Below are 23049 nucleotides of genomic sequence, written 5' to 3' on the forward strand. Positions count from 1 at the left end.
GTGACTGTTGCACAACTCATGAGGATTAAACCCACTTGGATTTCTATGTTGCAAAACCCAGATTAAGGGGTTGGGAGGTGTTGGCTAAAACCTCGATTTTGGTTAACTTCAGTACATGCAAGGAAAAAAGATTCAACAGGAACGTTTGTTCATCAACTTTCAGCTTTCAGAGTATGTCCCGGCTGATAATTTCTACCGCCAGTTAAGCCAAATACTTGATCTTCGTTTCTTATACAAGAGCACGGCTGACTATTATGGAAGTGAAGGCCAAAAGAGTATCGATCCGGTCGTGTTTATGAAACTGATGCTAGTGGGATATCTTGAAAATCTTACCAGTGATAGGCGGATAATACGCACGTCGCGAATGCGGATGGATATTTTGTTCTTCCTGGGATATGACTTAGATGAAGAATTCCCCTGGCACTCAACGCTCAGTCGTACGCGCAAACTTTATGGAGAAGACCAGTTCATTACATTGTTTAAACAGGTGTTGAAGCTATGTGTAGACCATGGTTTGATCTCCGGAAAACGTCAGGCTATTGACAGTGCACTCGTGCGTGCAAATGCTTCTATCAGTAAGATGGTTGAAAAACAGGTCATGGCCGATGCCAACGTATACGTTCAGGAATTAGCTGACAACGTTGATAAAGATGTTGCAGCGCTGGAAAAGCCAATTTGCAACGATAAAACTACTGGGACTAAAAGGGTTCCTGCATCAAATGAGAGCCACGTTAGCCCTTCGGATCCGGATGCGCGAATAACAATGAAGCCGGGAAAGCCAATGAACCTGTATTATCGCAGCCAGGTCAGTGTTGATACAGCTAGCCATCTTATTACCTATATCGGTGCTTTTCCGGGTAATGCTGCTGACAATGTCAGCCTTCCCAAAATACTCGAAAAAATTGTCGAGAATATGCAGGAGCATAATATTCAAGTCAACGAAATACTAGCAGATACTGGTTACAGCAGTGGAGATGCTATGCGGTCTCTGGCTGAGCATAACATCGAAGGTTACATTCCCAATACTGCCAGTTACAAAAAAGACAGGCAAGAAGAGGGATTTACTTATGATATTGGGAATGACCGATATACCTGCAAAAAGGGAGTGCATGCCACATTTAGATGCTATGAAAAACTTGCTAAAAACAGGAAGCTCCAGAGAAAGATTTACCGAACCAATCCAGCAGACTGTATGAACTGCCCAATAAAAAGTACGTGTCTGAACTATATGGGGACGAGAAGGATCAAGCACTCACTTGATAAGCCATTGTACGATCAGATGTACCAAAGAATGAGCAGCGATAGAGCCAAGACCTATAAAAAGCTTCGTTCCAGCACTGTCGAGCCGGTAATTGGTTCACTAATCAATTATACTGGCATGGGTAGAATAAATGCAAAAGGCATTGAGCAGGCAAATAAATGTATGATTATGGCCGCCATCGCCTACAACTTGAAGAAATTGCTAAAATACAAGGCCGGGCTGTCGCCAAGCGCGACCGATTCCACGAAAAAAAGCATAGATGAGATCATTTACTCCCACCTATGCTACTTTAGGTTGGCAAGAGCGGTTCTACTATCGATATCTTGAAAGGCAAGTCAAAGCTCAAATCAAGCAGTAGTGTTGTGCAACAGCCACAATTGTGAGAGGGGCTTGTAAGAAAAAATTTATTGACTCCTATGGGGATGAATCTTAGAGTTCGAGGTTAAGATCTGGCCCTTCATTTTGGTCTCAGTCTAACTAATCTATGACAAGAAGGTCGCTTTTGAGGTAAAAGAATCCTAATTGAGCAAAAAGCAGCAGGAAAAGCATCAAAAACAGCCCTTTTGCTCCAATCGGGCTTAAAGACTTAATTAGGACTATATTTCCCTTTAGTTCCCGAATTCAGATCTTTGGTGACCATTTAAGGCTGAAACATGTTTGTCGGGCACGGAATCCAGCTGGTTCAGACATGGTGAAGATCAGGCGCAACCACCTGTCTTTCCGTGGTAGGCCAGATGTACAATTGTATCACGCGGCCGGACCGCGGTGATACAATTGAATCTGGCTCTGCGAGGCGGCCCAACTCGGAACTCGTTCGGCTTGCTGATGGGAAATTAATTCTCAGGGAAAATTGAAAGTCTTGCCCCAACATGACAAGAGTAACAGATACTTAGTTCAAGAGTATGCTTTTGCAACATACAAACTGGCTCGTAGTTATCACAAAACCCGACAAGATTTTAAGAAATTCCGGTTCGGTTATAAGAATGAATCGGAAAATGTCATCTGGGATTGCCGCCTAAAACGCAAAGGGTGAAGAACTCCTTTTGCGTGGAAAATATAAAAGGACTGGCAAGCCAAAGAAAACCGCTGACAAGCCCCCGACTATATTGGGGTGAAGAAAGCGCCATACTTCACATTGTAGCAATTTGAGCGACGCGCGAGATGTTGGATCCGGTTAGTTCGATAACCATCTCCTCTAAGCCACTACTGGCAAGGATCCATGACTCGAAAGAAAGTATGCTGACAGTCCTGAGCGACGAGCTTGCTTAGGAATGGATGATGGATGACTTGACAGAAAACACAACAGCGGAAATTCTAGTGTATCTGTTTTTTCTCGATGATATGGAACCCTGCATCGAAGAAAACGAAGTTTTAGAATCCGTAGACCCAGCCACCTCGTTTATGTATGATTATTTGCTTGAATCGGATACCCTAGCACTTCAGTAATACCACATTTTTACCCTTATTATCGACGGCATCTTAGACAGGAATCTGTCGGTTCGATAGGCCTCCTGTCTTTCGAGATAGCTCTTTCATATTACCTGACCCATCGCAAGGCAGCAACTAACATTAGTTTTACTATCCATTATTGAGTAGTTTGAAAGCTGTTAGAGGTTTATAATATTCCACGTCTTGTCAAGCCATTCACACTGAGAAATCACTTTTCCACATTGAATTTTCTACTAACCTTTCCCTCAATAGCACCCCAGTTATGGAAATCGAAGACCTTAGAAACGAAATATCTAATCAAATAAGGGAACAACAAAAGAACACTCCATCACCAAAAGCCATTGAGATAGTCCTGAAATCCCTGCCATTAGTAAAAGTCGATCTATCCTTAATCCTATGGCAACAGATTGGCCAGGAAAAAATCGAATTTGATAACGAAGGCAAACCACTCACAACCATATATCTAATTATCCAAGCTGATTTTGAAGAGATTCAGGTTGATGACAGATTGAAATGCTTTATGGTGCTTGAAAATGTCAAAGGAAATACTTTAACTATCGGGGATCCTAGCTATGGTTTTCATGAAAAAAAAATTAACCTTGACCTGCATATCAATGGAGGCGAAATTGCAAATGTTAAAATTTCGATACCTTTGAATCGTGTTACCGTCAATAGCACCTACTGTGCATTATTTGATATCACGTTTCTAGTCCCGACTCAATCAATCCACAAGCTTTACATCAGAGCAAACATAAAAAAAATAAGTTTCAAATTTGCACAAATAGATTCTGCCGAAATTTACAATGAAGGGGAAAAAGATTCACAAAATGTCATTGACCTATACTTGCTGCAGTGTGAAATACCAATTTTTTCTTATCAAACACATCATTCACTAACTCTCAACTGTTTCAGGTCGACCTTCTCAAAAAGGTTTTTTCTATTGAGTAAAGGAAATGCTGGGGATACCAAAATTGTCCATAACAGATTCGGAGAACTAATAATTAAGCTGGAATCCCAATCGGCCGGGATAATTGTTCTGAACAAAAATGATATCAAAATGTTAAACCTAAGTGGGCAGGCTGAAAGGGTAATAACTTCAATGAAAGGGCTGGAATTGAGAGATATGTCTCTCAGTAAAGACTTTATAGGCAAAGTTGAAAATTTGGAAATAGTGGATGGAATTGTTATGTCCCAGTTTATCAATCGAGGCGAAATGTCTTTTCATGCCGTCGACACACAAAAGTGTCCATTGGTAATTGAGGATTCTATTCTTGGAAAAACGTTATTTGTTAACTGCACGATACCAGAATCAATCAGATTCAGCAATTCCAGCATTTTCGAAACTCAGTTCTTTAACTCGGCAACGCCAATGATAGTGGAAAGTATCGATGGTTTAGATCCAGCTACTCTAACTAATAATCAAAGTGATGCCTTCCGGCAGCTTAAAATCGCGGCAAATAAGGAAGGCAATCGAGAGCTAGCAAATTACTACCGATCAAAGGAGCTAACAGCTCACTACAAAGGAACTTCCTTTTTGAAGCGCCCAGCAGAGAAAATCTCGCTTTTCTTAAACTTCTCAAATAATCATGGAATGAGCTGGTTGAAACCCTTGATGCTAATTTTTATTATTATTGGCCCGCTAATGTATGGGTGGTTTCTCAGCACTCTAAGCTATGAGTTAGACTTTTCTTCATCTTCTTCTTGGTCTGCTGCCGGTCAACTTTGGAGTCACTACCTCGAATTTATCATTCCTGGGTATTTATACCCATCAAAAACTAAATTCATTTTTTTGGGGGAGGTTTTGGGTCTTGAAGATTTTGACATTTCTGTGCTTAGCCTTTACTCTCGTTGCCTCATCTATTTGAACGACATTGTAGTCATGCCATATTTGATCATCCAAATGATCACGGCGTTTCGTAGACATGTAAAAAGCGAGTGAAGATTAACTAGTAAGGTTTCCTATAAAATGGTGATCAACAGCGAGCCATTATAACCTTGGTTCTCCCGATTTATGTATATTGCACGCGTCCATAAAGAAAAAAAATTGGCGTAAACTGGAAATTAAATTCATTATCAAGGCTTTTGGAGATGTTTGTTCTCCTCACGAGAAAGGTGTTGAAAGATGGTAGTCTTTTTACTCGGTCAAAGCGATATCAACGGTCGATGGCAGGCATTTGTTATCCTATTTGTACCCCGTCTTCAAGGTAACATCCAACTTATTGTGGATGATAGTCGCTACAACCAATACCTCCGTCATCTCACTAGCCTGAGTATCTTCCAATATTTTTGCATTATGGGCCTTGGGGTTTCTATACATGCTAAAAAATCCCTTGCAAAAATTGCCAAAACCTTTATGTTCACTTTCGTCACTTTGTGTCGTCAAGGTGTTGAAAGCAAGCATCGGTCTTTTGTCTTTACCCAATCCAAAGCAGTCATCAACGAGCTCCGAACCATCCGAGAAATATCCACTCAATTCTCTGAGCCGCTCGGCAACACTCTTTGTAATCTCTAAAATTGCGTGAAAATAATTTTCCTTTAACCACTCTTCTTCACAGTAAGGAAGAATATTGGGGTGAATGCCAATTCCATGAACCTTTTCTTTGATTTTCTGAGATCGTCTTTTTGCTTCTGAAATCGTTCTAGCTTTATCTACTCTCTTGGGTTGCCCACTTTTGTCAATTTCAATCCCCTCATATACCAGTTTTTCGTTGATTGCCGTCCTGTCACGCTCAAAAGAAGCTTCATCACTGTATCTCTTTGGATTTAGAATTCGAGCCACAAAAGCCAAAACATTATTTCCACATTTGTCCTGCAGTTGTCTTTCTTTCAACGAGTAGTAAATCCGATCATTTTTGTTGCTGCCTTGGCTCGCTTCCGCAATTAAGGAACTGGACAATTGTTCTGTGATTTGGCTATGGGTGAGAATAGCCGAGATGATACCAGAAAGGTTTCTCAGAGTGATATCGTCAAATGAATCAGTCATAATTATCTATTAATAATCCGACGGTGAAGATTAATTACGCTCTTCCGGTTCTTATTCAGAAATAGTCTCTACGGAATAAGATCCAAAACAAGCGGTTCCTTTATTCAGCGCACCGTTTGTCGCATACTGACAATGTCGACACAATCAGCGGCTTAGTCGCTTTCATACAGCTTCTGTCTCAATAATTTCTGCAAACTCACCGTTGGTTGACAGATAGAAGATTGCTATCTCCGATACAACACCAACAATTAATTTGGCGTATTTAGGTTCGATTACGACGAAGTTTGCATCTTTTCCATGACCAGTACCAAAGTCGTTTCTCAATTCAGAGACACCTTGAACAATTGAGGCTATTCCGCCAAGTACTTGTCTGATTGCCCTCTCTGCTTTTTCAGGATCGCTAGCTCCTTTCGGTTTAAAATCGAGTGCTGAAGTAGTTGCCTTAATTAGTTGCGGCAATGTCCATTCCGGCTTCAAGTGTTCTCCTCTGTGATTTAAAATAGATTTGCAAACTGTTTCTAGGAGCTCTTTCGCCGTCCCAATAGCCAAGTCTGTGTCGTTATGAATGGCGTTTGTCATAACGTTGATTTTGCCATTGACGTAATTCGTGTCCAGGTACTTTTTTATTTCGATCTTCTTAGCATCGGTATATGCTTGATCTATAAGTTTTTGTCGTCCGGCAAATACTGGTACTCCTGAGATCAAATCCTTCTGAACAACCTCAAACTCATCTATCGCTAAACACCTGTTATAGAGGCTAATCAGCTCATTTGTTTCTGTGACTTTTTCTCTAATGCGTGGGTGGACGCTTAGGGAAAGAAATTTCAAATATATTTCGTCCTCACAATGCAAAAAATTGATTCGCGGGTCTGTGTAAATCCAGTCGTCCTCCCAATCGTTGTTATTGACAGTGTGTTGGTAAATATCGTCGTAGGCGTTGGTGTATCTACGGTCTCTTGAAGGTAGTTTCTTTAGATCAAATATCCGCCCCAAAAAATCCGGTTCGCTGAGGCGTCCTGAATAACAGATTTTGCGGATGCTCATCTCATCGGCAATCTTTTGCCTTGTGATGTCACTGATACGGTTCATCATTAATCCTGTTAGGGTTTTGCTGCAATGTTAATTTTTAAGTTACTTATAATATTCAGCGTTCGCCACAAATCATAATGACTGCTTCAATTTGGATAGTGGTTTTTATTCTAAGTTCGAATTGGACGGTTATAATGGTATCAATTTCCCGTCATAACCCGAAAATCGCTGCCGACAGGCGACTTAATGTCTGAATGGCCATCCATCAATCGGTTCTTAGCTCTGGACGATGCTAGAGACAAAAATCAAAGACTTTCGATGGATTACAACCATTTCAGGGCAAACAATGTACTGAATGGTTTAGCCCCAAAAGAATTTTTTAGTCGCGCCAAGAAATATTTGTACACATACCTTCAACCAATTGAAAACCAGTGATTAATCCTGTTTTTGTACAGTTGCAAAACATCAATCCAGTCCACTTCATAAGACGAAGGTTGTCACGTTGCATCATCGATTCAGCTGCATCCGCTCCCATAAAAAAGAAACCGATGGTGCTCACCTCCCCAAGTACTTTCGTTAATGCGATCGGAGCTTCTACATGAAGTTATTTTAGACAAGTTTTGAGACAGCCTTCGAATCTTCGTCCGAAATTTTTTCAACAATTGTTATCGAGTTCTCATTCATCTTCTGAGGTACTTTGATAAAAGACTCCCAGTCGAGATTCTCTGAAATCGACGCGGCTTTGAAAAACATAAAAGCCAAAGAGACTATGAACTCGAGCGATTTTTTCAGGTCTTCATAACTGATGGTGATTTGACTGCCCCCATCACAATCATACGAGCTTGGGAAAAGCCAGTCAAAGAGCCAGGCATGCTGCTTGGTAAGTCTAACTTTCGAAACTTCTATTCTTCCCTGCTGATGTGTGATTGCATGACGAACCTCTGAAAGGACAATCCACGCAACTTTCAGGTCCACGGAAAGGGAAAAGCACTTTTGTTTTGAATTTGGCTTCAAACAAAGCTCGGACAAAATTATGTCAAAAAGCTCGCCACCAGATGGAAGTGTAGCGCATTTGCTAATACGTTAATTACCAATTTATTAATCAAATGCACCTATGGTCATCGTATTTCTGAAAATCAACACCAACTGAAGAGGCTCACATCGTGGGTAAGCCAACAGCCTCACCATAGCCGTAGACCCAATTTGATTCCAAATCTTGTCAAGGAAGCTTCAACCTTCTCCTTGGCTGTTGATAAATGAGACACACCACTGTTATAAATATTCCCCAGACCCGGCGCAGCCAGGACTTCGACGAATGCGCCAAACTGTTTCTTTTGAATCTCCATGCCGAGACCTCCATAAATTGACAAAACAGTCTTTTGGAGCTGATCGACGCCATCAGTGGTGGCACTGGTGGAATAATTCCGATACGTATAGGACACCGGAATATGAACTTCGGGACCGAATTTGAGATAGGGCCTGATGCTTTCTGGGCGCGTGTTGGGCAAATGGAGCTTAATACCCAATGATCCGGTAACACCCTGGATAGTAAAGTCCTCATTGGTCGAGCCGAATGCACCATTCGAATAGTAATTAGTCCTGAAATAATGAACACCTGCTACGAATTCAGCGATGTTCTTGTGATCAATGTAAGTCAGTTCGACGCCTGCCGTTGCCATCCAACCCATGGCCATGTCCCTTTCAGCATCACCAATCTTATAGTGTGGCCTTACACCATAAAAACCACCAACGAGCTGTGCCTTAAACCAACTATCTGCCTTGCAGTTATTCACCATGACAAGCGCGTCGCCTAATTCGCGTTCCAAGCCTACAACATCACATGGTTTAAGCGATTGCATTTTTTCATAAACTTCACGTAGCTTCTGGCAATCCCTTGCGTTCGCGAATTCTTTCACACTGACGCGGTATTTGACGAGTAAGCTATCGTTTTTCGTAAAGCGCGAAATTGAATCCAGCAAACTTGCGTTGGCTTTCAACAAAAACGCCGAATTTTCACAACTGCGGATATAAGTAACGGCTTGTCCCCATAGAGCTTTCGATCTGTTCAAATTGCAGTTCGATAACTCTTTCCTTATAAGAGATAGCGTTTGTCTGAAACTATCCTCTCCCTCACATTTTTGAGAATTTTGCGAAGGTGTAACTGGATGTTGAGCGGAATAAGCTGCATACTCTTTCTCGACGCATGTTTTAACAGCCTGGCGAACCTCGGTTGGCAGTTCGTCGACCCATGAAAAGAGGGTTGTGTATGCGCTACGAACCGTCTCTACATGGACAGAGCTTTGTTTCAAAGCCGCTATTTTCTGCCTTGTGCTTTGAAGCTCTTTAAGTCTGCTCAGGAAATACTCGGAGCTATTTATTCTCGACTTGTTTGCTTCTACCTGTTTTACCAGTAGATCGATATCACACATTCCGGCAATATCGGCAAGTGATGCGTCACCGCGGAGATTTGCTCTCAGGAGCTTTATTTCATCTTCGACACCTGGAAGATTAACATTATGAATTTCACGATAGCTTTCTAAGCCTTTAAGTTTTTCCTCAGTAGAACGCGAATCGGCTGCAGCGCCGAGATTTCGTTTTCCCCAATTGCTGACATCTTCAGTTGTCCGAAGGCCGTCGACGTACTGCTCTTTCAGTATATTATTCCGATTACCACCTAAGGCCTTCGCATTATTAAAATCTTTCTTTGCCCCGGCAGTGTCGAGCCTACTCAACTTCTGACGACCACGATGAGCAAATTCAAAGCCAGTAATAATTCTTTGCTGAGAAGTCAGCTCGGTTAATTTTTCTTTATTGATGTTTTGAAGGCATGTTTCAATTTTTTCCTCGAAAAAGTGGAGCGAACCAATGTCTTTAAATTTTCTGTACTCTTTGAATTTATCTAGTGCTTCGGCGGACTGATTTCGCTTAAGCAATCGATCGCCTTCCGCAGCCAGGTCGACCAGCAACCGCGTTTGCCGCGAACGTAGCATGAAACTGGAGTCCTTTGGATACGCCTTGTAGAGGCTTAATGCCTCATTAAACTGCCCTTCATCGAGCTTCTCTTCCGCCGCCATCCAAACGGCATACAATTCCTTCTTGGTAAATTTCTCTTGCGCCCAGGCCGACCGGAGGACCGTGAGCATTATGAATGTAAGGATGGTGATGGCTAATCGCATTTCAATGGTACTGTTTGAGTGAGGGATGCTGCATACTGATAATAATTGTTTGGTATATAGGACAGACCCTTTGCATTGGCCCGTTTAAACTGCTCACATTTTTGATCGGCGACTGCCTTGTAGGAGTCGGCCAGTGATCTGAGTCGTGGATGTCCTGGCGATAGCCTTGCTGCCTGCCTGAAATTCTGGTTTGCCAGTTCATATTCTTCATCCTCGACCGCCTTCAAACCGCGGTTGAGGTACATTTCGAAAGAGGTTACTTGCTCTTTTGACGCAGGGGACGCAATTGGTTCGGGAGTATCTGTCGTTTTACTAGGCGAATTTACAGCTTCGGCACCAGCACTTATCTTTGGGGTAGTCGATCGATTTGAGTTTGCGGAATCGACACGCTTCCCGCCAGTTGCGCTTTGCCCTAAGTCATCAATAGATTCACGCTCCGGCTTTATTAGATTGTCTGCACCTTGTTGGCCTGCTTTAGCTCCTCGATTTCCGTCTATTGCAGTTCCTTGGCTTTTTGACGCGCCTCCGAGAGAGGATAGGCCTTCGATGATTGGCTGATTTGATTTGAAAGAATTCCATAATAACAGCCCAAAAAACAAAGCGAAGGCCGCCAATAGCCACCAAGGGAGCCGACTTCGCCATATTGGAAGGCAGAATAATAGCAGCAGTGTCCCCACAGCGACCAGAATAGCGGGTAAGGGGGACTTAACAAGTATCAGTATTACTGCCAAACCAAAGAGGAGCAGGAACAAGATGGATTCTTTGTGCCGTAAACCCCATTCCCATTCTGAAGGTTTTGAAGATTTGGGAGGTTTTGGAGGAATAGGAGGTTCGCCAGTGTCCTGAGTCGTTCCAAAATCTTCTTTTTCAGGCTGCGTGGTAACAGACGTTGTCTCGACTGATTCGAGGTTTTTTTCGACTTCCTCAACCGTTTCCTCGACTTTGATAACACTATCTACCAAATAACCGCAGATGTGACTTTCAATCGTGCCAAACACTTCTGTGCCATTTGATTGATGCATACTGTGAAGTAGCCTTGGATTAAAGAGCGCTGGTTCGTGCAGGTCCATTTTGTATCGTTGCACGGATTCGTGGTCTTGAACGACCAATATATTTTCAGAGATCTGTTCGAAGTGAATTTGCTGGCTCTGACAGGAATGTTTTCTGGAAGTTTCCGTGATGAGTTCCCGATAGCTGATCTCCCTGTCCGTCTTAATGTCACACTTATCAACAAAAAATACCGACTCGTAAATCGTGATGTCGTAGAAATCGCCTATGTCCTTTCGTCGATCCTTTGTTTCAGACGGGTAGCCCCAGTACTTGCCTTTCAGTTTACCAGTTAAAAATGTTCGCCTGGCAACTTTCCGAACCGTCCTGATTCGTCGAAATTCCTTGCCATTCTCGTCTTTAAAAAGCCCAATTTCTTCACGGGCAATAATCAAATCCTGACTTACAGCCACGTCGACAACGTCCTCCGAAATTCTGGTGAAAGGGAAATGTCCGTTATGGCGCGGTCGGTGATCCATTTTAGCTTAACTTTTTGAAGGCTGGTCGTTAGTTGGATATAACAGGTTCAGAAGGGCCGATTCCGGCTGGACGGGTCTGTCGTCTTTTTTCTTCACCGTTCTGAAGGGTGGATCTTGCCAGGCTTCAAATTTTTCAAATGGGATCGGTTCAGTCTCTGCGAATAGCTCGTCATACATCTTTACAGCGTGACCAGGGGCAACACTGTCGATGGACCCAATCACCGGTACAAGCGCATGTTTAAGTAAGGAATTGTATGTTGAAAGTCGGTCCACCATCAAACCCTCATAATGCAACTTGAACTGTACGTATGCATCCGTTACGATCCGGTCTTCAACTTCCTTTTTTTGCAGATAAAACCGCTTTTGATTGCGGATGTCGTATTTCTGGTAAATTGGATAAAAAAATAGCGCCCATATTGCGATCATTAAACCCCAGTACGCCAAATTAGAATCTGCCAGAACCCTGATCCTTTGCACAAAAAAGTTGCTCGAATCGAGCAACGAAGAAACAACAAGACGTTCTGCTTCGACCTGGCTTTTCCGTTCCTCTACATTGTCCTCCCCAGCAGCGATTGCACTTGTTGCTGCCGTCAGCGCTTCTTGGAGATATTTCTTCTTATAGTTCTCAATCGATGCATCGGCAAAACGAGACAAACACAATACGCCAAGGGGCTGTGCTATGCTGGTGGCAATCAGAATAATAAAGAAAATCCGGATCGTGAATGCGCCGATCAGCGTATACTTTTGCTGGTCCATAGACTGCGACCTTTTGTTATCAAAAATCAGTGGGGTAATCGTGTAAAGCAGTAACACATACAAGTTGCCAATAACAACGGCGACAAACAGTGATAGTACGAGCTCCACCAAGGCAGGTAGATCAAACGCATATTCGAAAAACGTAAAACTACCGGTAAAGCAAACTATACCAATCGCCACAACCACCAGACTAATGCGTGTAAAACGCTGCTGGATCGCGGGAGCCGAATCCCTGATGATGTACTTGTCCTCTCCGGACAATGCCCATAGGTTGTGTAATATGTTTTTTGCCCATGAGCGATATTTCTCAGGCAGTCTGGACATAGTCTGTCGGATTTCTGTCAATTTTATCCTTTTCCTGTTCCTTGTATTTCTCTATGGCATAGCCCGAAAGCTCCTTCTGAACTTCTATAATTTTCGATTTTTCGAATAGTAGCTTTTCTGCCTGGTGATTGACCGTCAGGTGCCGCTCCTGGCCTAGTTTGTCTTTATAGTAGTCATACTTTGTCTCGATGCCGTGCTCCGCCTTGATCAACTCATCCCGATTTTCAGAAAGATAATCGTATGGGGTTTTGGTTAGCATAAGTTTAAAAAAGATGGGAGTGAGCTCAATCGCCATAAAAAGCAATGTGATGAAGAGCGTGATCCAAAAGCCTGCTATTTCATGTGCCTTTTTGATGCGAATCAGCAACCCATCCAACGTTGCAGCTTTTTGCTCTGCGCTCGCGATATCGGCTGTAAACTCTGATCGTAGGCGCTTCTCCTCGCTGGCATTGTTGAGGTAGTCCGAAGTTTTTGTTATTCTAATCTTTTCATTTTTAAGCCCGATTATTTGCGCTTCAATAGCTTTTGCACGGGCAGCATAGCCGGGATCACTCCCGTCTTTACCGCGTACTTCATCATTGAACTGAATAGTAAGGAATGAAATAAGACTATCCAGTTTGTTCATTTTGTCATAGGAAGCATTCATTTTGGACTTTATCTCCTCATTCTTTTTCGCATAATTTTTCTTCGCTTGATCGATTCCAATTTCTTTTTCCTTATCCTGTTCTTTTTTTATTTCAAGATCGATTTCGGTTTTAAACATCCTGATTTCTACCGGCTTTGAAATGGTAATCGCAATGATCATCCCCATAATAATCCGAGGGATCGCACCCTTAAACTCATCCCAGGTAATCTTCTCGGTCCCATCTCCTTTGCCGGTACTGGTCACGATAAACCGGTCGATGTTGAAGATCATCAATCCCCAAAGAATCCCGAAACCTATCGCCAGCGCCACTGTCGTAGCATCGGCACCAACGTACTCTGAATTTTCGACCAGCGTTTTAGTTTTGTTCAGAACGTCCGCGCTCTTGGGCGAGAAGATTGTGTAGAATGCATAACCACCGGCAATTCCGGCCAGGACACCCGTTGCCATCACGATACCGCCCAAGCACATATATTTAACCTGGTCTGTATAGGTTGCTCTTTCAAGCAGATACTTGTCAGCTCCGGCACAACGCCAGAAAAAGCGCATCATCCATCCGGGTCTTTGCAATTCGTAGTAGTCGCGAATCATGGTAGAGTGATTTTAGAGAAGGTGTTATGCTTTATTTCAATTGATTTAGATTTGACTTGTTTTATGCCGCCTGAGACCCTTATCGGTCGAGCGGTGATTGTGTGGAGACGTTGCTGAAACGCAATTGGGGACTCGTTAACAACGCATCTAAATGGCTGGATTGCAAACGATTCATTAAACAGAAGGGCGGTAGCGGAGTACAACTGTTTTCGGTAAAATCCGTGTACGGTCACATGGCCCGCTACAACGCCAGACGCATGATTTCCGGAGACCCATGAAGTACTCGAACTGCGTTGACCGGATGGCAGCTCTATCCAGAGTGCATTTTTCCACTTGCAAACTATTACACCATCTGGCGACCTGAACCGTTTCAGAGAAATGCTCTTATCAGGTTGAAACAGTAGACTGATCCAACGTACTATGACCGTAACCCAAAAATGAACTTTTGACAGCATTATTTTTTGTTTAAATAGTCGTCAAATTGTAAACCAACTTATTGGACAAGCTCGGAGAAAACAAAACCGACGGTGCCTGAATCGATGGTCTGTACCTTGATCCAGTCGCCGCTTCCACCTAATTTTATCAGCGAATTGCCGTACGGAATTTCCTCGATAATGGCCGATTTCGTAGTAGCCAGCTCCCTGAGATTAGCCTTACTGACGATCACCATGATGATCTCGGCATCGTCGGGAATTTCCACGGAGTACTTTCGATCTGTTTTAGGCAGAGGTGTTAAAAATTGATCAGGCACCTGTAGGGTGTTTCTTTGCGCAACCTCAGCGTCGTCTCGCTGATTCAATTCTCGCGAATGATTTGAGATCTCATTTTGATTACCAATGCCTGAAGCACTGGGCACGCGCGTTACACCGGATGGTTGAGGAACTCGATGATGTTTTTTCGAGGAATAATAAAAAGAATTCCTCGAACTGCCCGAAGACCGAGACTTGCCCCCTCTGGGTGTGCGCGCCGATTTTGTAACTTTGGGAGTATAGCAAACCGCGCAGCTACCTCCGTAAACAGCGCAGTTCTTACAGGCTGAGCAGTTGCTACAAGCAGAGCAATAGGCATTACTGCCCGAGCATCGACCTAACAAATGATGTAAATCGAGATCTAATCCTTTTGTAAAGAACAAGGAAGATGCGAAAATCGGAAGAAGTAGAAGTTTTTTCAAGCGAGGAGAGTTAGGTATGTCAAACTAATTTAACTAATACCGGCACCTCGGGGACATACATTACAATAAACTTATTTACCGGTAATCAATTGACAAGCGGTCCAAATGTTACGCTGCTCGTTACTTCATTCCAGGCAACAATAATTTCCTTTTGATGGCATCATCGCACATTGCCAAACTCTAATGGTGCGACGCTATTGAATCGCGGTTTCTCGATTATTAACCCAGGAAATACCTGACGATATCGACACGAATAATGGCTGTAAATGGCCAAGTCACAATGACTACCTCAGCAAAAGAGCTACGTGATGTTCAATCGGGATCTTCCTTATTCTCAATAAAACAGATCTCGTTTTAAGTCTGGCTATGAGCCGGAAGGCGAATAGCAGGGGTCCAGGGGGTTGCCCATGGCCAGCGCCCGCCGGGGAGTCGCTTTTTGCGACGTACCGGCGATAGCTGGCTAGGGAGAAAACCAATACCCACGTTCGAAACTGTTCGCTTCGATTCTAAAAAATTCGGATTTGTTTGAAAGTGTTTGAAATCGTTCGAATGAGTTTGAACTTGTTCGCTTTTGTTCGAATCTGTCTCTAAGCAGAATGACTTTAAGCAGAATAGCTATACACTTTTGGGACTAACAGCAGATTAACTATACACCTTACTTTTTAAGGGTCGATTTTACTATATAGGCTTGAATTTTTGACTTTACAGTTTCATCGCGGATTTTCAACCCGGTTTTTTGGCACCAAAATATCCTCCAGCCTTTCCGCGAAGCGACGCTTAGCCGATGTGCTTTTTCCGTAGGCCGCACGCGACGACGCTGGCCGGCTTCGTGGCGTGTAGGCTACGGTTGTTATGAGATCAGTATCCCGCCGGCGAGGCTGACGGAATTGGGGCGAAAACTCAACTTTTGTGTATCCTGATACCAGCTTTGGCATTGGGGGGCAAATTCTATGTCTTCCAAATTTCAATTACTTGTCAATAGGTTAAAGTGATATAAGTATCCCAACGTGGTTCATCCTTAGCAATAAGGCCTAAAAGAGATAATTGAGCCTCCGAGGAGAATCGAGGTACACAGTTCTGACCAGTCAACTGATCTTTAAGTAGTCTTAGCCCCAAGGCTATTAATTCATGGCCAAAATCACTGCTCTTGCCTAGATTTAAGTTTGGAAATGAGATACAGACTCTTCTTATCAATAGAAGAACAACTGGCACTTCCTCAATGCAAATTTGGGTAAGGCACTCTGTCGTAATCTCAGTTACAAGTATTTTTTGTGCAAACTGTTTCCAACTAACACTATCGAAATAGTCGCTAATATGCAAAAGGGATACCGCGAAACGGATCTTGGAAGTCTTGTGGAAATTCACATCCTCCATGTACCACGTCATTTTATCTACAATTATAGCTATGCAATCATACATGACTTGCCTATTGATGAGCGTCAGTTTGTAGACCAACATTTTTCTTAAACAGCACAGTATGCCAACCCCTTCCATCGCCAACCTTGTTCCAACCTCGCCCTCTTCATCAATCCCTATACCAAGTAAATATGCATGTATGTATTCACAAATTGTGTCTAGTGCCTTATATTCAAAACAAGTTTCCTGCTCACCAGGCATGGTTCTTACCACCTGATTAAGAAAATAGTTGGCGTATCCAATGAGGCCGTAGTCAAAGCCGAATTCTATCATGGTGTCGAATTCTAAATTTCGGAACTCCGCCCTTAATTTAGCATTGACAGCTTCAAAGCTGCCTTCAAACATCCCACTAAGATCAAAAAATAACAACGCCGACAGTATACCCGCCAGCCCACTTTTGTAAGAAAAATCCGTCGTGGCAGACTTCCGAATTTCTAGAAGTAACGCCTTAACGAGCTCCAATAACTGCTTTTGACCCTGATCAAAGACGCTGAGATCACCGGAAATCCTCGAATACTCGAATTTCACTAGGATTGTGCCAAACATCCCATATACTACTCCATTATTTGGCAGAAGATATTTTGATTCGCTAGCCCAAATGAGATTCAGAATATCTAAAATATCGGGCGAGGCAAAAGATGACCATGATTGCTTGAGCATGTAGGAGGGGACAAGCTGCTGGCTTATGCGAATTGGGGAGGGAAGGTATTGAGTTCTTGCTTCGTCAACCAAATGTAACATGTCCGGATTATATCGCCAGAATAACTCTTCCATGGTACTTTGATCAACCAGATCGGGGCGTCCTCGGCCTAATTTATTCGCCCATTCCTGATAACTTTTTGTATAGTAGTGATCTATGTGCGCTTTTTGATTACTGAAGTCCGAAAATGCGCTGAGCACCGGCTCGAACATTTCATTAACTGCAAAAAGCCCGTCGAGATACGTTCCAAAGTGGGAATGAGAAATGGTACGCGTCATCTTGGGTTGGAGAATTGTTTTAACATGCCTATTGATGTCCGCCTCCCGGACAATTGGGTTCCGGAAGCATTCTCTAACATAACCCTCCGGCTTCGACAAATGCCCATTAGCATTATACACCATCCAATTTAAACACACCCCTGGAAAGCTCTCATAAGCAGAAAGAAAATCTCCGATGTTTTTACACGAGGAGAGAGAGATGAACTCGTCGATGTCGATGAAGGCTATCCACCTGCTATCGTCATGATGTTCATACAAACAGTGGTTGTAAACTTTCAGTTGGGGAATTTGGTCAATCCTGCACTCGCGCACCGTTAGTTTATTCCCCTCTATGAACTGTACGAGCATTTGGACGGCGCTATGTCTACAATTATTCTCATACAGATAGATATGGTCAAATCCAAGATTTAGATGATAATCGACCCATTCAACCAAATAATCGTTCTCGTCCTTGGCAATTGCGCAGATAGTTGCGTAATATTTCATTGATAGCTAAATTATTTTCTTGGCATACAGCTTAGCAAGTCGTTTTAGAAGAAAGGGGAAAAATACTTTCTGCCACTCAGAGCGCTCGGTTACGATACGCCGACCATTATAGGTTCTTCCAGAGTTCCCATAAAAGATTGCTGTTACATCATCATGGATAATCGACTGAACATCAATCAACAGGCACTTTATGCAGTACTCGGTATCAAAAAGGTACTGTTGATATTTGTTGGAAAAGCCACCAACTCGTTCGAACACCTCATGTTTAGTTAATAGGAAATGGAGGCATGATACGCTCGCCCCTATGGGATAACCAGGCAGGGATGCTATATCCCAAGCAGGCCTTCTTGCAAGCGTAATTCTTCCGCTGTCGGCGAAAAGGGTGGAACCGACATGGCAGACCGCACCATCCGGATATATACATTTGATTCCCAAAACGCCAATGGAGCTATCTTGCCATCCACTTATTCGAAGACACTTTAAAAACAAGTCATTTGGAATCTCCAATCCACTGTTTATAAAGGCCAGAAATCCTTTTTGGCCCGAACTCCCAAATGAGCATGCCAGATCAGCCAAACGATTTAGCCGGTCCGATCGAATTCTAGTGCCCTCGAATTGAACAAAATGATAGGCTCCCAAAACAACTATGCTGCAATCAGGCAAGCGATGTTGGATTCCTGCTTCATTCAAACGTAATGCTGTGATCAGTTGCTCACCCACATCGAAACCAGCTGGAGTATCAACCCAAATACGAAATTGATAATGTCGTAAGCTTTCAACTACAAGTAAGATGCCCCTTAATATCCTAAAAATTGGGTTTTGACCGTAAATGATGATATCAATGTGTTCAGACATAACCAACATTTTTATAACAGAAAGCAAATAAGGTAGGTGTAAATATGCAGATTGTCGTAGATCATCTTGATCAAAAAGCGCTGTAAAATAGGATATTTTTTCAACACATCCTCAGAAGTGAACCTAACCGATTGACCTCCATCGCCCTGTAAAAAAGATTGATTAAAGAAAAGTAAATCAGGTATATATGCTACTTATACTTGCGGTTACATTTTTTTATATGAAAACAGTTCTCTTTGACGTACAAAAATATTCGAGTCACTATACTGCTGCCTTTGGCATGGCGAAAAGGCTGAGTGATTCAGATATAAAAGTGGTATTTATAGGTGAAGAAAAGTTCGCTACGCAGGTAACAAATGAAGGATTTATTTTCATTTCTTACCAACTTGGTGTACCAAAATTGACATCGGAAGGCCTTTCGTTGTTTCGTATTTTAGGTCTCCACAAATTCGATGAATGGAAGCTTATGGTCGAGCGATACATGAAAGTCGTCAAAGAGATCAATGCAGATATTGTTCTGTTAGATGAGGACGTCAATTATCGATTGATTTGGTATCGTTGTTTCGGTGTACGTGCGATTACTTTTAGCACCAAGCCGTTTAACGGTCCAGATGCATCGGTTCCGCCTTATACGATCGCCAAAGGGCCGAAAAAATCACTTCCGTCCACACTTTTAAATAGTATTTTTTGGGCCTTCGAGTTCAGTAAAAATGTTTATCGCTTTTTAGCTCTTAATTTAAACTCACTCGGACAATGCTACTTCACTTTTTCCCATCGTCTAGGAAGAGAACACAACATAGATTTTTTGCCGCAGATAACTTTCAGGAGCGCATTCAAGTGGTCCTTTCTAAGTGGACCGAAACTGATTCTGGCACCCTCCAGTTTCGACTTTCGAGGTTCATATCCGAAAAATGTGTATCACTTAGCTTTGCATGGGTCATCAAGGTCTTCGAGCCAGACTCTGACACAGCGTTATCGAGATCTTTTAGATGAGGTCAAAAGTAGACGATGTGTCAATCCGGCTACCAAATTGATTTTCTGCTCGCTTGGGACAATGACTTCTCTTTTTGAACCTCGTGTAAAAAGTTTTTTCCTAAAACTTCGAAAACTTGCTGAAAGGCGCTCTGACCTTATTTTTATCTTATCGTTGGGCGGAGGAACCCGCTGCGATTTCCTTTATCCGCTCCCGACAAACTTAAATGTGTTTCACACCCTTCCTCAAACTCATGTATTACAACATGCAGATATGATGATTAATCATGGTGGTATGAACAGTGTTTTGGAATGTATTAGTTTCCGTGTGCCTCAACTTGTCCTGCCGTTGTCGAAACAATGGGAACAGAACGGAAATGCAGCGAAGGTATCACATTTTGGCATTGGCCTGGGCGCTGACTTAAATTGGATTTCAGAAACTGAGTTAAACAATAAGATTGAATGGATCTTTACCCATCATGATCAATGTAAGTCAAATCTTGAATCGTTGAACAAAGAAATCGGAAAGGAAAGAAGCGAGAACAATGTCACTGAAATTCTAAATCGTCTAATCTCAGATGAATCTTTTTGAGAAATTTAGTAGTTTTCTCCTGCCTGCGAATCGGTCCGAAATATTCACGGGGAACGTATACTCGTGTGTAACTCAGATGGTTCATACACACGGGGGAATTCTCTCTCCAAATCAAATAGGGAGTATACAGAAGCGATTAGAGCAGGCAGGACCAAGCGTCGCAGTGCTGCGAGACTGCTGTGCGATAGCAGGGTTGGAATGCCAGATCTACAAGACCAGTTTGGATGAAATTCGTGACGAACATGGTCCTTTTCTAATTCCATATTTAGACGACCATGCTAGTCCATCTTTCGCTTTATATCGAGGATTTGACGTTACTGGTCACAAAGTGCTGACCCCAATGGGTTTGATGAACCTTTCCGATAGCCAACTATTGGCGGGATGGAGCAGCAACATCGTCTTTAAGGTTGATCCTGGAGAGTCCTTCCCTTTCAAAGAACAGGTTATCTCACACAGAAAGGAGCTTCTCCGTGATTTTTTTACGGGTGTCCGCCCGATTGCAACTTCGCTGATAATTGCCATATTGATACTGTTGGGGTCTACGGCCGTACTTGCATATGGCTTAACGCCGAATTACTACATTTATCCATTGATTATTTTTGCGGCGGCTGCTTCATGGTTTCTGGTGAAATGGATTGCTAGCGCAGTCGCTACTAACGTTTCTGTAGTCTTGGCTCGAAATAGTAAAAATTCTCGCGAGCCGGTCAACAACATAGAGCCGTCCATGTCTAAATCTATCCACTTTCAGGAGATTGTCGAATTTGAAGATAAGCTCAATGTTGCATTGATTTCATTGGCTACCGGACTTTGGACCCTGATGTTGTCACTGGGATACTCACAGTTATTCCGAAATTTCACACCGCAGATGATGATACTACTTTGCGTGGTAACGCTGGCCTGCTGGAGTGCTTTTGTCAGAATCAGGCCGGTTTTCGACATGCAAAGCGCAATTTTGAAGCACTTGAAAGTAAATTATTTAAAGAGTGTTATCACCGGCTTAGCCCGCGAAAGGGAGAATCACAATTACGAGTATTCAAGTATCTCGGTTAAATACTATCATATGGCCGTAGAAAATCTGCGAACGATCGTATTGTTTCTGCGTGCCGCAGTTGTTCCACTTGTAATATTCTGTTTTTCAGCGATTTATCTATATGGACTCATTGCTGAAAAACTTGGCACCACCGCCTCAGTCGGAATGATCTTGTACTATTTCTCATCTATTACACTGCTAATTACTTCCCTACAAATAAAACGGTGTCAGAATGTGGTCGTTGAGCTTCTGTCGATTATCGCAGGTTTTCAGTTTCCAAGGCCTAAAAAACTTGTAAAGGGCGTAAAACACGTAGAGCTGCGGGATATTTCAGTAGAGCTGCGAGGCCAAAAGATACTGGAGAAAGTTAGCATTAAGATTCAAAAAGGTGCAATTCATTCGATCCTGGCGAGTAGCGGGCATGGGAAAACGGCGCTCGCTTCCGTACTCTCTGGTATGTTACATGCAACAACAGGCGAAATCAAGGTAGATGGGCAAAGGTTCGATCAAGTCGCCAGCAAGCTTGACGTGTATGTGCTGAATGCCAACAACTCTCTTTTTCCTGGCACCGTATTAGAAAACATTGTTCAAGCAGACAAGAACCTTGATTTTGAAAGAATTTCCAAATTCTGTTCGTCTTATGGTTTTGATAAATTTTTTAAAGAGCTTCCTTCGGGACTTGCAACCCTGGTGGAGGCAAGGGCAGCTAATATACCCTATAGTTATCAAAGCGTTATTCTTCTGGCACGAGCCATCTATCATTATCCGGACATTCTGATTTACGATAATGCATTTGCGCGAGTCGATGAGAGATTTGCTGATTTCATTGCAAATACTCTTGTAAGAGTGAAGTATGATATTATTGTCGTAACAATGGAGCTCAACGAAGCGACGGTGTCCAGTACCAACAAATACATATATATCTGAGAGCCTTTCATGCTAGTAAGCGTTATAATCCCAAACTACAATCACGCGATCTATCTCGAGCAACGAATAGAATCGGTACTACTGCAGACTTACACAAATTTGGAAGTTATCATTTTGGATGACCTGTCGACCGACAATAGTACTGAGGTGATTAATCGCTACCGCACAGATGTCAGGATAAAAAAGGTCATTATCAACGATGTCAATAGTGGGAGTACTTTTCTTCAATGGCAGCGCGGCATATCTGAGGCTACTGGTGATCTTATATGGGTAGCTGAAAGTGACGATTGGTGTGAGCCAACTTTACTCGAAAACTTGGTGCCAGCTTTTGAAATGTCGAGTTGCACTTTGAGCTATTGTCAGTCTTACTGCGTAGATGGGAATGAAATTAGATGGCAATCCAGCTCGAAATTCCTCCAAGAATACGTCGATGGGAAAACTTTCATTCGAGAAAGAATGCTAATGCATAACTCCATCTTCAATGCTAGCATGGTGGTTTGGCGAAGGACTCACTTTATGAAAATATCAAGTGAGTTTGCAAACTACAGATTTTGTGGAGACTGGTTGTTTTGGATCGAGCTGTGTACTGTCGGGGATGTCTTTATTTCGGGAAAGTGCTTAAACTATTTTCGTAAAGAAGGAACAGATGTCAGCTCAGTGGCCTATAATACTGGCTACAATTTTGTCGAGGAGCTTACGCTTGCGGATCTTTTGCATCGAAGGGGAATAATGCCGCGTGAGGTGCTAATTTCGTCGGCTCAAAGAAGAAAAGAGCTTTTCGAACAGCGACGCTCGCTATTTACCAATGGCGTTTGTGAAAAAGTTGAAGATATTTACGCTCGCATCGGATTGTAGTTAATTGGCCGTCACGCACCTTAGCGATA

The 23049-nt window shown here is 42.7% G+C and carries 15 protein-coding genes; 5 read left to right on the forward strand and 10 right to left on the reverse strand.

What is annotated here, in order from left to right; all coding sequences use genetic code 11:
* The first annotated feature begins 115 nt into the window (after positions 1-115).
* Both BMW93_RS32315 and BMW93_RS32320 read left to right on the forward strand, forming a co-directional pair.
* Positions 116-1588 (forward strand): IS1182 family transposase, encoded by a 1473-nt coding sequence (locus BMW93_RS32315; protein ID WP_090376304.1) that lies wholly within the window; start codon positions 116-118, stop codon positions 1586-1588.
* A gap of 1384 nt (positions 1589-2972) precedes the next feature.
* Positions 2973-4649: a hypothetical protein gene (locus tag BMW93_RS32320; protein ID WP_090386483.1), complete on the forward strand. Its 1677-nt coding sequence runs from the start codon at positions 2973-2975 to the stop codon at positions 4647-4649.
* A gap of 243 nt (positions 4650-4892) precedes the next feature.
* On the opposite strand, the gene BMW93_RS32325 is transcribed toward BMW93_RS32320, so the two are convergent.
* The 10 genes from BMW93_RS32325 to BMW93_RS32380 all read right to left on the reverse strand — a co-directional run bounded on the left by BMW93_RS32325 (position 4893) and on the right by BMW93_RS32380 (position 18644).
* Positions 4893-5693 carry a TIGR02391 family protein gene (locus BMW93_RS32325; RefSeq protein WP_090386485.1) on the reverse strand — a complete coding sequence of 267 codons (801 nt, stop codon included), beginning with the start codon at positions 5691-5693 and terminating at the stop codon, positions 4893-4895.
* A 162-nt stretch (positions 5694-5855) separates the two neighbouring features.
* Entirely contained in the window at positions 5856-6785 is a 930-nt protein-coding gene (locus tag BMW93_RS32330; protein ID WP_090386487.1) for an abortive infection family protein, read from the reverse strand.
* A 546-nt stretch (positions 6786-7331) separates the two neighbouring features.
* A complete protein-coding gene (locus tag BMW93_RS32340) occupies positions 7332-7697 on the reverse strand; it encodes a hypothetical protein (RefSeq protein WP_090386491.1) in 366 nt (121 codons plus the stop codon).
* 206 nt (positions 7698-7903) lie between these two features.
* On the reverse strand, positions 7904-9898 hold the full coding sequence (locus BMW93_RS32345) for a hypothetical protein (RefSeq protein WP_090386493.1): 1995 nt from the start codon (positions 9896-9898) through the stop codon (positions 7904-7906).
* Positions 9889-11424, reverse strand: a complete 1536-nt coding sequence (locus BMW93_RS32350) for a glycosyltransferase family 39 protein (protein ID WP_090386495.1) — start codon at positions 11422-11424, stop codon at positions 9889-9891. The genes BMW93_RS32345 and BMW93_RS32350 overlap by 10 nt, the downstream gene beginning before the upstream one ends.
* 6 nt (positions 11425-11430) lie before the next feature.
* Positions 11431-12504 (reverse strand): hypothetical protein, encoded by a 1074-nt coding sequence (locus BMW93_RS32355; protein ID WP_090386497.1) that lies wholly within the window; start codon positions 12502-12504, stop codon positions 11431-11433.
* Complete coding sequence (locus tag BMW93_RS32360) at positions 12488-13738, reverse strand: DUF4407 domain-containing protein (RefSeq protein WP_090386499.1); 1251 nt, start codon at positions 13736-13738, stop codon at positions 12488-12490. The genes BMW93_RS32355 and BMW93_RS32360 overlap by 17 nt, the downstream gene beginning before the upstream one ends.
* A gap of 493 nt (positions 13739-14231) precedes the next feature.
* A complete protein-coding gene (locus tag BMW93_RS32370) occupies positions 14232-14438 on the reverse strand; it encodes an SH3 domain-containing protein (protein WP_090386502.1) in 207 nt (68 codons plus the stop codon).
* A 1446-nt stretch (positions 14439-15884) separates the two neighbouring features.
* Complete coding sequence (locus tag BMW93_RS32375; protein ID WP_090386504.1) at positions 15885-17789, reverse strand: glycosyltransferase family 2 protein; 1905 nt, start codon at positions 17787-17789, stop codon at positions 15885-15887.
* A 6-nt stretch (positions 17790-17795) separates the two neighbouring features.
* A complete protein-coding gene (locus BMW93_RS32380; RefSeq protein WP_143061763.1) occupies positions 17796-18644 on the reverse strand; it encodes a hypothetical protein in 849 nt (282 codons plus the stop codon).
* 187 nt (positions 18645-18831) lie between these two features.
* On the opposite strand from BMW93_RS32380, the gene BMW93_RS32385 reads away from it, so the two are divergent.
* From BMW93_RS32385 to BMW93_RS32395, 3 genes are all read left to right on the forward strand, one after another.
* The gene (locus BMW93_RS32385) at positions 18832-20208 is read left to right on the forward strand and encodes a nucleotide disphospho-sugar-binding domain-containing protein (protein WP_090386509.1); all 1377 of its coding nucleotides are present in this window, start codon (positions 18832-18834) and stop codon (positions 20206-20208) included.
* Between the two features lie 220 nt (positions 20209-20428).
* Positions 20429-22165 carry an ATP-binding cassette domain-containing protein gene (locus BMW93_RS32390; RefSeq protein ID WP_177194263.1) on the forward strand — a complete coding sequence of 579 codons (1737 nt, stop codon included), beginning with the start codon at positions 20429-20431 and terminating at the stop codon, positions 22163-22165.
* 9 nt (positions 22166-22174) lie between these two features.
* Entirely contained in the window at positions 22175-23020 is an 846-nt protein-coding gene (locus BMW93_RS32395) for a glycosyltransferase (protein ID WP_090386513.1), read from the forward strand.
* The last annotated feature ends 29 nt before the right edge of the window (positions 23021-23049 follow it).

The organism is Dyadobacter sp. SG02, assembly GCF_900109045.1.
GTDB lineage: Bacteria > Bacteroidota > Bacteroidia > Cytophagales > Spirosomataceae > Dyadobacter.